Source organism: Citrobacter sp. Cpo109, assembly GCF_030332565.1.
Taxonomy (GTDB): domain Bacteria; phylum Pseudomonadota; class Gammaproteobacteria; order Enterobacterales; family Enterobacteriaceae; genus Citrobacter; species Citrobacter portucalensis.
Genome location: NZ_JAOWHQ010000071.1, coordinates 418,422 through 433,695, shown reverse-complemented (window position 1 = coordinate 433,695; position 15,274 = coordinate 418,422). Strand labels below are relative to the sequence as shown.

The window sequence follows — 15,274 nt, the reverse complement described above, 5'->3', positions numbered from 1 at the left end:
TGGTGTTAACGATAAATATCTGCACTGGCGTGCATATTTCCGTTACTACCGGGTTCCCTGGTGAGGATCACGTGGTAGTAGGTTGCGCCTTGCGCATCGGTCTCTTCATTCAGGGCCTGAGTGGCTTCACTTTCAGTGGCGAAGTTATGATTTATGTAAATGACGCCTAAGCTCTGCACATCATCCATGTTCCTGGCCTGATGGTTATCAATTTTGATGGCTGCCGTTGCATTTGCACTGAGCAAAAGCACAGCCAGAAGGGTCAAAACACGGGCTCGCATATGTACCTCCTCGACTGCGGTCTCTGGTTGCCTCTCTCCTGTGAGTGATTAACTTCTGATGTAATTTTAACCGCTACCAGCGCAGTCGATAGCGACCATTTCTGATGCAGTTGTTCAAAAAATTACCGCATAGCCATCTTTTCTTTAATTAACAGTCTGCTGGTGTATACCGCTGCGGTGAAAAAATACCTGCCTTTCGCGCATAAGCTCTTACCAAATAGTCAATTTAATCGGTTGAGTACGCCGTTTATAGTGAGCCGGATAATTAATATAACTTTATGATAATAAGGCAAAAACTTATGGATACTTCATTCATGGATTTCAGCTATTTCGTGGTTATGTTTATGGTCGCGCTGGTGGCTGGCTTTATTAACGTGGTGTCGGGCGGTGGTGGATTTCTCTCTATTGGCGCACTCTTAATTTCTGGTTTACCCCCGGCTAATGCGCTGGCAACCAATAAAATTCAGGCTCTGGGTAGCTCTCTGACCTCTGGAATTTACTTTTTACGCCGGGGACATATCAACGTGCAGGAGCACAAGTATGTGTTTTTATCTGCCTTTATCGGTTCTGCGCTGGGAACGACGCTTATCCAGTTCATTGAACCGGAACTGCTGAAGAAACTGCTCCCAATCCTGATTATCGCAGTCGCCATTTACTTTATTTTTGCGCCAAACCTTAGCGAACCGAAAAGAAAGCAGCAGGTATCCCTGTTTCTCTTCTCGTTGATCGGTGGGGGATGTATTGGTTTTTATGATGGCTTTCTCGGTGCTGGGGCAGGTTCCTTTTATACCCTCAGCTATATCCTGCTGTGGGGATACAGTATTGATAAAGCGCAAATCCACTCGAATTTTATTAACCTGGCGTCGAACATCGCCTCGATTTTGTTCTTCATTTTCGGCGGTAAAATGATCTGGTCGCTTGGGCTGGTGATGTTTGCAGGGCAATCCCTTGGCGCACGTCTTGGTGCGACAGTCGTACTGACGCGCGGTAAGAAAGTCATCCGACCCATGATTGTCATTGTCTCCATTTGCATCAGCATCAAAATGCTGCTGGATATGTATTAATAGCGACATGATAAATAATCGTACAAGCACCTTGAGTTTACCTGCTGACCCCAGTATTATGACGCGTCATTTTTCAGCCGACCTTTAACACGTTCCTTGCCTCCATGGGCCTCGGCTGACCCAGACAGGAGGCTGAATAATCCGTAAGGAGCAATTCGATGCGTCATTACGAAATCGTTTTTATGGTCCATCCTGACCAGAGCGAACAGGTTCCGGGTATGATCGAACGCTACACTGCTGCCATCACTGGTGCAGAAGGCACGATCCACCGTCTGGAAGACTGGGGCCGCCGTCAGCTGGCTTACCCGATCAACAAACTGCACAAAGCTCACTACGTTCTGATGAACGTTGAAGCGCCGCAGGAAGTGATCGATGAGCTGGAAACTACCTTCCGCTTCAACGATGCCGTTATCCGCAGCATGGTTATGCGTACTAAACACGCTGTTACCGAAGCATCTCCGATGGTTAAAGCGAAAGACGAGCGTCGTGAACGTCGCGATGATTTCGCTAACGAAACCGCAGATGATGCTGAAGCTGGGGATTCTGAAGAGTAATTTCTGATGACCAACCGTCTGGCGTTGTCCGGCACTGTGTGCAGGGCCCCCCTTCGAAAGGTCAGTCCATCAGGAATTCCTCATTGCCAGTTCGTGCTTGAGCATCGTTCTGTGCAGGAGGAAGCCGGGTTTCACCGGCAGGCGTGGTGCCAAATGCCCGTTATTATTAGCGGACACGAAAACCAGGCCATTACTCACAGTATAACGGTCGGTAGCGCAGTGACCGTTCAGGGGTTCATCTCTTGCCACAAAGCAAAGAACGGCCTGAGCAAAATGGTTCTGCATGCCGAGCAGATTGAATTGATAGATTCTGGAGACTAGCCATATGGCACGTTATTTCCGTCGTCGCAAGTTCTGCCGTTTCACCGCGGAAGGCGTTCAAGAGATCGACTATAAAGATATCGCTACGCTGAAAAACTACATCACCGAAAGCGGTAAGATTGTCCCAAGCCGTATCACCGGTACCCGTGCAAAATACCAGCGTCAGCTGGCTCGCGCTATCAAACGCGCTCGCTACCTGTCCCTGCTGCCGTACACTGATCGTCATCAGTAATCGGTCACGGTCCATTAATACGACTTTGAGAGGATAAGGTAATGCAAGTTATTCTGCTTGATAAAGTAGCAAACCTGGGTAGCCTGGGTGATCAGGTTAACGTTAAAGCGGGCTATGCTCGTAACTTCCTGGTACCACAGGGTAAAGCTGTTCCTGCTACCAAGAAAAACGTTGAATTTTTCGAAGCGCGTCGCGCTGAGCTGGAAGCTAAATTGGCTGACGTTCTGTCCGCTGCTGAAGCTCGTGCTGAGAAAATCAACGCACTGGAAACCGTAACCATCGCGTCTAAAGCTGGCGACGAAGGTAAACTGTTCGGTTCCATCGGTACTCGCGACATCGCTGACGCTGTAACTGCAGCTGGCGTTGAAGTAGCTAAGAGCGAAGTTCGTCTGCCGAACGGCGTTCTGCGTACCACTGGCGAGCACGAAGTGAGCTTCCAGGTTCACAGCGAAGTGTTTGCTAAGCTGACTGTAAACGTAGTTGCAGAATAAGTTTTTATTCTGATGACCGCGTAAAAGCGCCGGCCCTGTGCCGGCGTTTTGCTTTTCTGTTCCCCCGCTTTTCTCTCTGGCTATTCTTTATCCTTTTCGGGATAATCACAAAAATAAAACATTATTTCAAAGTGGTGATGGAATGGAACCAACGCACCAACCTCTGTTTGCACGTAAAAATGTTGTCTACCTGAGCGCGGCGTTCTGCTGCCTGCTGTGGGGGAGTGCCTATCCGGCGATCAAAAGCGGATATGAGATCTTCCAGATTGCCACGGATGACATTCCCTCAAAGATTGTCTTTGCCGGATATCGCTTTCTGTTTGCGGGATTATTGCTGCTACTGCTGGCGGTAGCGCAGCGTAAACCGATTGGCCGGTTAAGTCCGCGTCAGTACGGCCAACTCACGCTGTTGGGGCTAACGCAAACCTCGCTGCAATACATCTTTTTCTACATTGGCCTGGCGTTCACGACGGGAGTGAAAGGGTCCATCATGAATGCGACCGGGACCTTCTTCAGCGTGCTGCTGGCCCATTTTATCTACCATAACGACAAACTGAGTTACAACAAAGCGCTGGGCTGTATTCTCGGCTTTACCGGCGTAATGGTGGTGAACTTTAGCAGCGGAATGGATTTTAGCTTCAGCCTGTTAGGTGACGGCTCAGTAGTGATGGCAGCTTTTATTCTCTCTGCTGCCACGCTATATGGAAAACGTATTTCTCAGACGGTGGACCCGACGGTAATGACAGGGTACCAGTTGGGCGGTGGCGGCCTGGCGTTGGTTATCGGCGGCTACGCTTTTGGCGGCACGCTAACCGTACACGGTGCATCTTCGGTGGCGATTCTCGGCTACCTGACGTTACTCTCTTCGGTCGCTTTCGCCTTGTGGAGTATTCTGCTCAAGCATAATCGCGTGGGGATGATTGCGCCGTTTAACTTCCTGATCCCGGTTTCGGGAGCAGTACTGTCGGCAATATTCCTCGGTGAAAACATTCTCGAATGGAAATATGCGGTAGCGCTGGTGCTGGTGTGTTCGGGGATCTGGTGGGTGAACAAGGTGAAACGCTGACGTTTCACCTTGATGCCTGATGGCGCTATCGCTTATCAGGCCTGGAATCGCGGGGTCACAGCGCTTAACGGGCGCGGATAAAACTGCCGTTAGGCTGGCGGGTAAACAGTACTTGCTGACCATTCCCGGTATCAATGGTTAATCCCGTCACCACGCCATTGGCATTCTGCCTGATCTGTATCATCTGACCGTCTTTCAGATTGCTCAGTGGTTTTCCGGCGCCTTCAACCTGTGCCATCGCATAGACATCGGTTGGCGGGAGGTTATGGTCACGGAATACCTGCGCCAGCGTTTTACCTGAGTCTACGCGGTAGGAGCGCCACTGCTGGTCAATTCCGCTATCCTGTTGGAAAGGTTGTGTCTGCGGCTGAGATTGCTGGACCTGAGGCTGCGCATCAGGTTCTCCTTCCTGGATTGGCTCTGGCGCAACCGGAGCGACCTGGCCGGGATCATTTTGCGGCGCGACGAGCTGTGCCTGCAGTTGAGCCTCGGTCGGTGGCTGCGACTGTGACTGTAAATCCAGCTGGGCAGTACGCGTCACCACAGGGGCATCGCTGGTGTCACTGGAAGGGAGCAGGAAACCTATCACCAACACAATAGCGGCAATAATAATGCCGCGGCGGTGCATAGGCGGTAGCGGGTCCATAATGCGAAAATTGTCCGGTGCATGCCAGATTTTCGCCAGGGTTGGTTTTAATTCAAAGCGCCCGGGCATGGCTTTCCTCCTGCTCCGCGTCTCGTTCCTCGATCATAGAGTATAGATGGCTAACGCTATGATGTTCGTCATATTACCCGCTTTCGTGACGTCAACGCGGGATATTCCTATTGTTTATGTTTCCTCGCGATTTGTCATCTGTTCCCGAGACAAAGTTTTACCGGATGCGGCATGGCTGATATGCTGCCCGCTACTTTACATCCGATGAAAGGAAATATGATGGCTAACCCGACTTTTGACACTATCGAAGCGCAAGCAAGCTACGGCATTGGTTTGCAGGTAGGACAACAGCTGAGCGAATCCGGACTGGAAGGACTGTTGCCTGAAGCGCTGGTAGCGGGTATCGCTGACGCGCTGGAAGGTAAGCACCCGGCAGTGCCGGTTGATGTTGTGCATCGCGCACTGCGTGAAATCCACGAACGCGCTGACGCAGTACGTCGCGAGCGTTTCCAGGCTATGGCGGCTGATGGCGTCAAATATCTGGAAGAAAACCGTGAGAAAGACGGTGTGAACAGCACTGAATCTGGTTTGCAGTTCCGTGTTCTGACCCAGGGTGAAGGTGCTATTCCGGCACGTACTGACCGCGTTCGCGTGCACTACACCGGTAAACTGATCGACGGTACCGTGTTTGACAGCTCTGTCGCACGTGGCGAACCAGCTGAATTCCCGGTTAACGGCGTAATCCCAGGCTGGATTGAAGCGCTGACCCTGATGCCGGTAGGTTCCAAATGGGAACTGACTATTCCTCAGGAACTGGCTTACGGCGAGCGTGGCGCTGGCGCGTCCATTCCTCCGTTCAGCACGTTGGTGTTCGAAGTTGAGCTGCTTGAGATCCTGTAAGCAGTGACTTCTGTTCCCCCCAAGGCCGGGGGGAACAAAAAAATAGCGTGAAAATCTATAGTTACGTCGTTGTCGATATTTTATCTTGCAAATGCCCCATCAGCGTGTATTTTTGTGAGCTGATTCGCGCTATCAGAGTGATATGACACTCACTTTAAACATTAAATTAACATTATATCTAAATCTTAGTATTCATCCCGCCAATTCTTACCTAATATCGATGAGTCCTGATAACAGGATCGTCGTATCATAGACACACTAAAGGCCGTAGAGCCTGAACAACACAGACAGGTACAGGAAGAAAAAACATGGTAGATCAGGTAAAAGTCGACACCGCTGAAGAGGCGTCGTCTGAACAGTCGCTACGGCGCAATCTCACAAACCGTCATATTCAACTTATTGCCATTGGTGGCGCTATCGGTACTGGCCTGTTTATGGGCTCCGGTAAAACCATCAGTCTCGCCGGACCGTCGATCATCTTTGTGTATATGATCATCGGTTTTATGCTGTTTTTCGTGATGCGTGCAATGGGTGAATTGCTGCTCTCGAATCTGGAGTACAAATCGTTTAGTGATTTCGCCTCCGACCTGCTCGGGCCATGGGCTGGGTATTTTACCGGTTGGACCTACTGGTTCTGCTGGGTCGTTACCGGAATGGCAGACGTTGTCGCGATTACCGCGTATGCGCAATTCTGGTTCCCCGAACTGTCAGACTGGGTCGCCTCGCTGGCGGTGATCGTGCTGCTGCTGAGCCTCAACCTCGCCACCGTAAAAATGTTCGGTGAGATGGAGTTCTGGTTTGCGATGATCAAAATCGTCGCCATCATCGGCCTGATTGTCGTCGGTCTGGTGATGGTGTTGACGCACTTCCAGTCGCCAACCGGCGTTCAGGCATCGTTCACGCACTTGTGGAATGACGGTGGCTGGTTCCCGAAAGGTCTGAGCGGCTTCTTTGCCGGCTTCCAGATAGCGGTGTTCGCGTTTGTGGGTATTGAGCTGGTGGGTACGACCGCAGCGGAAACCAAGGATCCGGAAAAATCGCTGCCGCGCGCCATTAACTCGATTCCGATCCGTATCATCATGTTCTACGTTTTTGCGCTGATCGTGATTATGTCCGTTACGCCGTGGAGCTCGGTAGTGCCAACCAAGAGCCCATTCGTTGAACTGTTTGTGCTGGTTGGTCTGCCTGCTGCGGCGAGCCTGATCAACTTTGTGGTGCTGACTTCAGCTGCCTCTTCTGCAAACAGCGGCGTGTTCTCTACCAGCCGTATGCTGTTCGGTCTGGCGCAGGAAGGCGTTGCGCCTAAAGCGTTTGCCAAGCTGTCTAAACGCGCAGTTCCGGCGAAGGGTTTAACCTTCTCCTGTATCTGTCTGCTGGGCGGCGTGGTGATGCTGTACGTGAACCCGAGCGTGATTGGCGCCTTCACCATGATCACCACCGTATCGGCGATTCTGTTCATGTTCGTCTGGACCATCATTCTTTGCTCATACCTGGTGTACCGCAAGCAGCGTCCTCACCTGCATGAAAAATCAATCTACAAGATGCCGTTAGGCAAGCTGATGTGCTGGGTATGTATGGCGTTCTTCGTCTTCGTACTGGTACTGCTGACGCTGGAAGATGATACCCGTCAGGCGCTGATCGTCACGCCGCTGTGGTTCATCGCGCTGGGTCTGGGCTGGTTGTTCATCGGTAAGAAACGTATGGCAGGTACGCGATAATCGCTAAGCAGTGAGATGTAGGCCGGATAAGGCGTTTACGCCGCATCCGGCATATGCCGCCGGCGCTGCGTTTATCAGGTCTACGTTCTGACACAAAAAAGGCCACATATGCAGTGGCCGAATTCGGACTTCAGAAAGGCGCTCTCGGGCGCCTTTTTTTATTCACCTGCGAGGGCACGCGGGAACAAAACATTGTTTTCCAGGCTGATGTGTTCCATCAGGTCGTCGATCATCTCGTTAATGCCGTTATACATGGCTTTCCAGGTAGTGCAGGCCTCTGGTGGCGGCGTTACGTTATGGGTGATGTGTTTGATCACTTCTACCAGTTCACCCGCATCGTCATGTTCGCTTTCCATCACGCTGATTGGCCCCATCGCCTGGCTACCCATGCCCTGTTTGATCATCGGGAACAGGATCTGTTCTTCTTTCATCATGTGGCTGGACAGCTCTTCATGCAGCATGGTCAGGTTTTTCGCCAGACCGCGCGGTACGTTCGGTTTGTCTGCGTGAACGCGTTCAACTTTAGTGGCCTGCAGGATCAGCTCCGGCAGCTGTTCGCGGTGTCTGTCGTGATAACGCACGATGATATGGTCGATGATTTCAGCCAGAGCCACGGTACGCCAGTCTTTCTCCAGCGGCTGTTCAGCCAGCTGCGCAAGCTGCGCCTCAATAACGTCTAAATCCAGCTCTTTACGCGCGGCAGCGCGTGCCAGCGTTTGCTTACCGCCGCAGCAGTAATCCATATCGTATTTACGAAACAGGGCCGAAGCGCGAGGAATAGAGAGCGCCAGTTCACCTAAAGGTTGATCGCGATATGACATTGCCGTTACCTCATTCTTAATAATATAAGATGTATTTTAAATGCAACTTATGGCAAAGGATATAACCCTTTCGGGGTGGGGTGTTTTGTGATGGACGTCACGAAAATTTCTTATCTCGTTAAGATGCTGAATCTTATTGGAAAGGAAAGGTACGGTGAAAAAAGCCGCACGACAGGATTAAATAAGCGCACGCCGCTGCCGATAGTTAGACCTCAGACAATACCTGCATAATAAAAGGCTACAGATGTTCAAACGAATCAAAGTGATAACCTTACTTATCACCGTGTTACTCGCGCTGGGCGCAATGCAGCTCATCTCCGCGGGCGTCTTTATTGGCGCACTCAATAACGATAAGCAGAACTTTAACGTGTCTCAACTTTCCAGCCAGAACGTGGCCGAGTTTACCGATGCGTGGATTAGCCTGAACCAGGCTCGCGTCACGCTCAACCGGGGCATGCTGCGTTTACAGGGAACGATGGCCAGCGAGATTAACGGCGGTCAGTTGCAGGAGCTGGTGAACACGGCAAATCGCCTGTTGGCCGAATCGAAAGATCATTACGATAAATACTACGCTCTGCCGGAAACGCCTGGGCTGGATGAGCATCTGGCCGATCGACTGGAAGAGCAGTACGGCATCTATTCTGCGACGCTGGCAAAAATGAACGTGCTGCTGGCTGAAGGAAAGCTGGAAGAGATGTTCAAGCAGAATGCCGAGCAAAAGCAAACGGCCATGCAGGAAGTTTATCGGCAATGGCGTAGTGCGCAAACGGCGCTGGCCACTGCCGGAGTGCAGGACAATGAGAGTGATTACCAGAAGATAATCTGGCTGCTGTCCGCGGTGATGCTGATTGTCGTCACCGTGATTATCGCCAGTTGGCTGGCGATGCAGCGAGTGCTGCTCAAGCCGCTCCACGAGGTGATGGGACATATTCGCCACATTGCCGCAGGCGATTTGACGCACCCCATCAGCGCCGATGGCAGTAATGAAATGGCGCTGCTGGCAAGCAACGTCCGTGACATGCAGCAGGCGCTGGCGAATACGGTCAGCGTGGTGCGTGACGGGGCCGATACCATCTATACCGGCGCGGGTGAAATCGCCGCAGGCAGTAACGATCTCTCTTCACGTACCGAGCAGCAGGCCGCCTCTCTGGAAGAGACTGCTGCCAGCATGGAACAACTTACCGCAACCGTGAGACAGAACGCAGATAACGCGCGTCAGGCGACCAGTCTGGCAAAAAATGCTTCACAAACGGCGCAAAAAGGCGGAAACGTGGTCGATGGCGTGGTGCGTACGATGGATGAAATCGCCACCAGTTCCAGCAAAATCGCGCAAATTACCAATGTTATCGACGGCATTGCCTTCCAGACCAATATCCTTGCGCTAAACGCGGCGGTGGAAGCGGCGCGTGCGGGCGAGCAGGGACGCGGATTTGCCGTGGTCGCAGGCGAGGTTCGGACGCTGGCGCAGCGTAGTGCCCAGGCGGCGAAGGAGATCAAAGCGCTGATTGATGACTCGGGGTATCGGGTCAATGCCGGCACGGCGCTGGTGCATGAAGCGGGCGAAACGATGGCGGAAATAGTTAGCGCCGTGACCCGCGTGACCGACATCATGGGGGAGATTGCCTCAGCTTCTGATGAACAAAGTCGGGGTATCGATCAGGTAGGCCAGGCGGTTGCCGAAATGGATCGCGTGACCCAGCAAAACGCCTCGCTGGTAGAAGAGTCCGCTTCCGCCGCTGCCGCGCTTGAAGAGCAGGCCGCGCGGTTGAACCAGACGGTAGCGGTGTTTAAAGTGTCGCGCCGGATGGCGGCGTAAACGCCTTATCCGGCCTACATGAGATCGTACAATCCTTGTAGGCCGGATAAGCAGCGCCATCCGGCACATTATGATTGTGAAACCACCACGACGCTCGGTTTCTGTGGCTTGGCTCTGACGGCTATCACCACCCCAACCATCAGCAGCGCAATTCCGCTAACCGTCAGCAGAGGTGGAAATTCCTCGCGCAGAATAAAGGTGTACAACAGGCCAGCCAGCGTTTCGAAGACAATCAGCGGGCCGAGGATCACCGTCGGTAATTTTTGGCTGGCGACGTTCCAGCACAATGCGCCAACCCACGAACACAATACCGCAATGGCTATCATCAGACCGATAAACACGCCCGGACGCGGACCGAAGGGCAGAGCGAAGTCCGGCGTTTGCCCGTTAAGCCACAGGCAGGCGGCAATGTAACCGACCAGAGAAACAGGCAACGTTACCAGAGCCTGGGCCGTCGCCCACATCATCGGGTGCTTATCCGGATTCTCGCGCAGCCAGCGGGCATTACGCAGCGCATACCATGCCCAACACACCACCGAGACAAGCGCCAGCGCGATGCCGGAACCATAACGCCAGCCACTAAAGTCTGGTAACCCCTGATTCAGCTCCGAGATATTCACGCACAGCAGTCCTATACCAATCAATACCAGCGCAGGCGACAGACGCCACCATGATAATTTGCCGTCACGCTGGCTGTAGAGCAGGTTAGCGAAGACCGGGATCACCACCGGTAATGTACCAATAATCATCGTGGAGACCGGTGCGCCGGTGCGCTGGATGGCGCTTGCCAGGCAAACGTAATAAATCAGATTCCCCATCATTGTTAGCGTCAGCGCAGTTACCCAGTCTTTCCGCACAAGTTGACGCAGGCGCGCACGTCCCAGCCAGGCAATCGGCAATGCGATCAGCCCCAGCGCCAGATAACGCCCCATCGACTGCAATACCGCCGGGTATTCCGGTACGATCAGCGGTCCAACAAAAATTAATCCCCACATCAGCCCGGCCAACAGGGCATACAACACACCGCTAATCATTTTTGACATCCACATCGTTTAACAATGAGTCGAGTGTAGGCAGGAAAAATGCCGCCGTATTGTATGAGATTGCTGATCAACGCCGGACGACTTGTTTCTGATAACGTACCGGCGTAATGCCGTAGCGATGAGTAAACGCGCGGGTGAGATGCGACTGGTCGGTGAGGCCGGTTGCGGCGGCGACCTCTGCGGCGGGCATACCGTAAGTGAGAAAACCTTTGGCTCGCCATAGGCGGATCGCCATCAGCATCTGATGCGGCGTGACGTGGAAATGAGATTTAAACTGGCGCTGAAAATGCCAGGGACTCAGCGATGCAACCCGCGCCAGCTCGTCGAGCGTGACCGGATGCATATAATTATCGTGCAGATACTCGCGTACCCGTTCAAAGCGATGCGCCCCCTCCGTCAATACCGGCGCATGGCGGGCCAGTGGCTGGAACGTGTCGATCAGATCGAGTAGGAGTCCTTTTTGCGCCAGCGGATCTTCCGTGTTCCACAGGCTGTGGATCAGCGAGCAGATCTGGCGCGAGCGCAGCGGATCGTGACGCGTTACGTCATGAAACCACCAGTGGCGGATCCCGGTGACCTCTTCCAGAAGGTAGGGTTCAAGATAAATCATCCGATAGCGCCAGCCGTCGGCGGTTTCGGCTTCGCCGGTATGCAGCTCATCGGGATTCATGGTGACGACGGAATGGGCGGGGGCAACATACTGCGTGCCGCGATAGCGAAAACGTTCGGCTCCGACTTCTATCGCGCCAATGCCAAACGCTTCATGGGTGTGCGGCTCGAAAGCGTAACGCGAGATGTGCGCATGATACAGCTCAACGCCCGGCACCTGCGCCAGATGGCGAAAGCGGGCGCTGTCTTTCTCATCAATAAACTGCTCAGGTACACCTTGCACGTTTTCTCTCCCCACGCATCATCCTGTCATTATCAGAGAGGATGCGCGGGGATGCCACCACAATTAACTAATTTTTAACACTTACACGATGCCTTTGACACTGTCAGCCAACGAGGTGGTCGGGCGACCAATCAGTTTGCTCAGCGTATGGCTGTCGTCGAACAGACCGCCTTTGGAGGCGCCAGTGTCTGAGTCAGCCAGCATGTCCGCCAGCCCGGCAGGCAGGCCTACACCTTTAAGTGCGGCGGCAAAATCTGCTTCGCTCAGATTCTGATACACCACTTTTTTACCACTCTGTTTTGCCAGCTCGGCAGCCAACTGGCTCAGGGTCCAGCCTGCGTCGCCCGCCAGCTCATAAGTTTTACCGGAATGAACGTCTTCACTGATGACGCGCGCGGCGGCAGCGGCATAGTCGGCGCGGGTCGCTGAGGCGATTTTGCCTTCACCTGCAGCCCCGATAAACACGCCGTGTTCCAGTGCAGCCGGTGCGCTGGCGAGATAGTTTTCGGTGTACCAGCCGTTACGCAGCAGCGCGTATGCGATACCGGATTCAGCCAGCATCTTCTCGGTTGCCACATGCTCATCAGCCAGCCCCAGCGGGGAGGTGTCGGCGTGCAGCAGGCTGGTGTAGGCGATGAATTTCACGTGCGCGGCTTTCGCTGCGTTAATCACGTTGCGATGCTGCGAGGCGCGTTGTCCCACTTCGCTGGAGGAGATTAGCAGTAGCTTGTCGATACCCTGTAAGGCAGCCGTCAAGGCGGCTTCATCGCTGTAATCCGCCTGACGAACGGTAATGCCCTGCTGGCTAAGCGCCGTCGCTTTAGCGGGATTACGCACAATTGCCACAATCTGGCTGGCAGGAACGGTTTTCAGCAGAGATTCAATAACATGTTGGCCCAGTTGGCCGGTGGCGCCGGTAATTGCGATCATGGAGTGACTCCTTGGTATTGGTCTTGTGTTTAATCACGCTAACACCTAAACTTACTTTTAGTAAGTACGCACAAAAAGGTTAGTATGAAAATGACAGCTTCGACGCTCTCCCAGCAGTTACGCGATGGCAACTTGTTTGCCGAACAGTGTCCCTCCCGCGAGGTGTTAAAACATGTCACCAGCCGCTGGGGCGTGTTGATTCTGGTGGCGCTGCGCGACGGTACGCACCGTTTCAGCGATTTGCGCCGTAAGATGGGCGGGGTCAGTGAAAAGATGCTGGCGCAATCCCTGCAAGCGTTAGAGCATGACGGGTTTATCAATCGGGTGTCGTATCCGGTGGTACCGCCGCACGTGGAGTATAGCCTGACGCCGTTGGGTGAGCAGGTGAGCGATAAAGTTGCCGCGCTGGCGGACTGGATAGAACTGAATTTGCCGCAGGTTTTAGCGCAGCGGGACGAACGGGCTGCGTAGTTTTGTAGGCCGGATAAGACGCTATTGCGCCGCATCCGGCACGAAAATTACTTACTTAAATCCAGCTGATAAATAGCGAAACCGATGTCATCGGTCGCGACTTTCTTCAGCGGATACTGGCCTTTCTCTTTAATAAATGCCGCGGCTTTATCAGACGGTGATGTTTCAAAGCGAATATCCAGTGGTGTGTCGCTATGAATTGGCGCCAGACGCCAGTTGTTATCTGCCGCCGGGTGAATTTCACCGGTACGCTTCGTCTCTGCACCAATCCACGCCGCCAGCACCGAGCGGTTTTCATCCGGAGAGGCAAACGCGATGTGGCTGTCGCCGGTTCCGGCAAACTTACCGCCGTAGGCGCGGTAGTTGTTGGTCGCGACGAGGAAGGTGGCATTCGGATCGATTGGTTTGCCGTTAAAGGTCAGATTTTTAATACGTTCCGCTTTCGGGTTAATGGTCTGACATTCACCGTCGTAGCGGGCGGGTTGTGAAACATCAATCTGATAATTCACGCCGTCAATCACGTCGAAGTTATAGGTACGGAAGCCATCCCAGTTAATCAACGACTGTGGTTTGCTGCTGTGGATATCAATCTGATTGAACTGCCCGGCGGAACATTCCAGCCATTCTTTCACCTCTTTACCGCTGGCTTTCACCACCACCAGAGTGTTGGGATAGAGATACAAATCAGCGGCGTTACGGAAGGTTAACTGACCTTTTTCGACTTCTACGAAGCTTGCCGGATCGTTCTTGCGTCCACCGACCTTAAACGGCGCGGCGGCGGAAAGTACCGGCAGTTTTGCCAGATCCGGATCGCCCTGAATAAAGTGTTCCACATAGGCTTTCTGCGCGTTGTTCACCACCTGTACGGTCGGGTCATCCTGTACCAGCGCCAGATAGCTGTACATGTTGTCGGCGGATTTACCGATCGGTTTGCTGACAAACTCACGCGTGGCATCGTGATCGGCTTTCAGGATCTCAACGATTTTTTTGTCTTCTGCTGCCAGTGATTTTTTTGCTGCGGCGTCATAGATCGGGCGCGCCTCGGCTTTCGCCTGAGTGACCTGCCATTTACCGCTGTCGTTATTCAGCACTAAATCCACCACGCCCAGGTGATCGCCCCACATACCCGGCATCACAGCAGGAACCCCATTCAGCGTACCTTTTGTGATATCTGCGCCTTTAATATTGGCAAAGTCTTTACCCGGGAAGACGGCGTGAGCGTGACCAAACATAATGGCATCCACGCCCGGTACTTCACTGAGGTAATAAACGGAGTTTTCCGCCATCGTTTGATATGGGTCGGCAGAAAGCCCGGAGTGAGCAACCACCACCACGACATCGGCGCCTTTTTCTCTCATTTCCGGAACGTATTTGCGTGCAGTTTCCGTAATGTCGTTCACCGTGACTTTGCCGCTGAGGTTGGCTTTATCCCAGGTCATAATCTGCGGTGGCACAAAGCCGATATAGCCAATCTTCAGCGTTTGCTTGTTCCCTTCCTTGTCGACCACCTCAGTGTCTTTGATCAAGTAAGGCGTAAATAGCGGCTTCTTGGTCTTAACGTCGATGATATTGGCGTTAACGTAAGGGAATTTCGCCCCGGCCAGCGCGTTGTGCAGATACTCCAGACCGTAGTTGAATTCATGGTTGCCGAGGTTACCCACCGCGTAATCCAGGGTATTCAGCGCCTTATATACCGGGTGTGTTTCGCCCGCTTTCAGCCCCTTGGCCGCCATGTAATCCCCGAGCGGGCTGCCCTGAATCAGATCGCCATTATCAACCAGCACGCTGTTTTTGACTTCACCACGCGCAGCGTTGATAAGACTTGCCGTACGTACCAGACCGAATTTTTCAGTCGGTGTATCTTTGTAATAATCGAAATCCATCATATTGCTATGCAAATCAGTGGTTTCCATTATACGCAGATCGACGGTCGCGGCATTGACGCTGGCTGCAATCAGCGTTGCCAGAAGCGTTGCACTAAACTTAATCATCAGGGGCATCCTTTTAAGATCTAAGCCA

17 protein-coding genes are annotated in these 15,274 nt (G+C 53.0%); 10 read left to right on the top strand and 7 right to left on the bottom strand.

Going from position 1 to position 15,274, the window contains the following annotated elements:
* Positions 1-5: 5 nt before the first annotated feature.
* Complete coding sequence (gene yjfY / locus OGY71_RS22705) at positions 6-281, bottom strand: DUF1471 family protein YjfY (RefSeq protein ID WP_003025668.1); 276 nt, start codon at positions 279-281, stop codon at positions 6-8.
* A 299-nt stretch (positions 282-580) separates the two neighbouring features.
* Between yjfY and OGY71_RS22700 the strand changes: the two genes are divergently transcribed.
* The 6 genes from OGY71_RS22700 (at position 581) to OGY71_RS22670 (ending at position 4,009) form a co-directional block, all read left to right on the top strand.
* Positions 581-1,345 (top strand): TSUP family transporter, encoded by a 765-nt coding sequence (locus tag OGY71_RS22700; protein ID WP_003830447.1) that lies wholly within the window; start codon positions 581-583, stop codon positions 1,343-1,345.
* Between the two features lie 158 nt (positions 1,346-1,503).
* Entirely contained in the window at positions 1,504-1,899 is a 396-nt protein-coding gene (gene rpsF, locus OGY71_RS22690) for a 30S ribosomal protein S6 (protein ID WP_003025672.1), read from the top strand.
* A 6-nt stretch (positions 1,900-1,905) separates the two neighbouring features.
* A complete protein-coding gene (gene priB / locus OGY71_RS22685) occupies positions 1,906-2,220 on the top strand; it encodes a primosomal replication protein N (protein ID WP_003025674.1) in 315 nt (104 codons plus the stop codon).
* Positions 2,221-2,224: 4 nt separating this feature from the next.
* Entirely contained in the window at positions 2,225-2,452 is a 228-nt protein-coding gene (gene rpsR, locus OGY71_RS22680) for a 30S ribosomal protein S18 (protein ID WP_000135199.1), read from the top strand.
* A gap of 41 nt (positions 2,453-2,493) precedes the next feature.
* The gene (gene rplI, locus OGY71_RS22675) at positions 2,494-2,943 is read left to right on the top strand and encodes a 50S ribosomal protein L9 (RefSeq protein WP_003025676.1); all 450 of its coding nucleotides are present in this window, start codon (positions 2,494-2,496) and stop codon (positions 2,941-2,943) included.
* Between the two features lie 142 nt (positions 2,944-3,085).
* Positions 3,086-4,009: a DMT family transporter gene (locus OGY71_RS22670; RefSeq protein WP_008786017.1), complete on the top strand. Its 924-nt coding sequence runs from the start codon at positions 3,086-3,088 to the stop codon at positions 4,007-4,009.
* Positions 4,010-4,073: 64 nt separating this feature from the next.
* Here the strand turns inward: OGY71_RS22670 and OGY71_RS22665 are convergent, their stop codons facing one another.
* The gene (locus OGY71_RS22665) at positions 4,074-4,724 is read right to left on the bottom strand and encodes a LysM-like peptidoglycan-binding domain-containing protein (protein WP_003830442.1); all 651 of its coding nucleotides are present in this window, start codon (positions 4,722-4,724) and stop codon (positions 4,074-4,076) included.
* A gap of 219 nt (positions 4,725-4,943) precedes the next feature.
* On the opposite strand from OGY71_RS22665, the gene bamJ reads away from it, so the two are divergent.
* Both bamJ and cycA read left to right on the top strand, forming a co-directional pair.
* Complete coding sequence (gene bamJ / locus OGY71_RS22660) at positions 4,944-5,564, top strand: BamJ family beta-barrel-assembly machinery protein (protein WP_032934269.1); 621 nt, start codon at positions 4,944-4,946, stop codon at positions 5,562-5,564.
* A gap of 308 nt (positions 5,565-5,872) precedes the next feature.
* Entirely contained in the window at positions 5,873-7,282 is a 1,410-nt protein-coding gene (gene cycA, locus OGY71_RS22655) for a D-serine/D-alanine/glycine transporter (RefSeq protein WP_003830438.1), read from the top strand.
* Between the two features lie 158 nt (positions 7,283-7,440).
* On the opposite strand, the gene ytfE is transcribed toward cycA, so the two are convergent.
* On the bottom strand, positions 7,441-8,103 hold the full coding sequence (gene ytfE / locus OGY71_RS22650) for an iron-sulfur cluster repair protein YtfE (RefSeq protein ID WP_003025690.1): 663 nt from the start codon (positions 8,101-8,103) through the stop codon (positions 7,441-7,443).
* A 244-nt stretch (positions 8,104-8,347) separates the two neighbouring features.
* Between ytfE and OGY71_RS22645 the strand changes: the two genes are divergently transcribed.
* Complete coding sequence (locus tag OGY71_RS22645; RefSeq protein WP_126957068.1) at positions 8,348-9,919, top strand: methyl-accepting chemotaxis protein; 1,572 nt, start codon at positions 8,348-8,350, stop codon at positions 9,917-9,919.
* Positions 9,920-9,987: 68 nt separating this feature from the next.
* Here OGY71_RS22645 and OGY71_RS22640 read toward each other — a convergent pair whose 3' ends face one another.
* The 3 genes from OGY71_RS22640 to OGY71_RS22630 form a co-directional block, all read right to left on the bottom strand.
* Positions 9,988-10,953, bottom strand: coding sequence for a DMT family transporter (locus OGY71_RS22640; protein WP_063941648.1), 966 nt, complete (start codon positions 10,951-10,953; stop codon positions 9,988-9,990).
* 76 nt (positions 10,954-11,029) lie between these two features.
* A complete protein-coding gene (locus OGY71_RS22635; RefSeq protein WP_126957070.1) occupies positions 11,030-11,854 on the bottom strand; it encodes an AraC family transcriptional regulator in 825 nt (274 codons plus the stop codon).
* A gap of 81 nt (positions 11,855-11,935) precedes the next feature.
* The gene (locus OGY71_RS22630; RefSeq protein WP_063941647.1) at positions 11,936-12,784 is read right to left on the bottom strand and encodes an SDR family oxidoreductase; all 849 of its coding nucleotides are present in this window, start codon (positions 12,782-12,784) and stop codon (positions 11,936-11,938) included.
* A 90-nt stretch (positions 12,785-12,874) separates the two neighbouring features.
* Here OGY71_RS22630 and OGY71_RS22625 point away from each other — a divergent pair, with 90 nt between their 5' ends.
* Positions 12,875-13,255, top strand: a complete 381-nt coding sequence (locus tag OGY71_RS22625) for a winged helix-turn-helix transcriptional regulator (RefSeq protein WP_032934267.1) — start codon at positions 12,875-12,877, stop codon at positions 13,253-13,255.
* A 47-nt stretch (positions 13,256-13,302) separates the two neighbouring features.
* Here OGY71_RS22625 and cpdB read toward each other — a convergent pair whose 3' ends face one another.
* Positions 13,303-15,246, bottom strand: coding sequence for a 2',3'-cyclic-nucleotide 2'-phosphodiesterase (gene cpdB, locus OGY71_RS22620; RefSeq protein WP_126957072.1), 1,944 nt, complete (start codon positions 15,244-15,246; stop codon positions 13,303-13,305).
* Between the last annotated feature and the right edge of the window lie 28 nt (positions 15,247-15,274).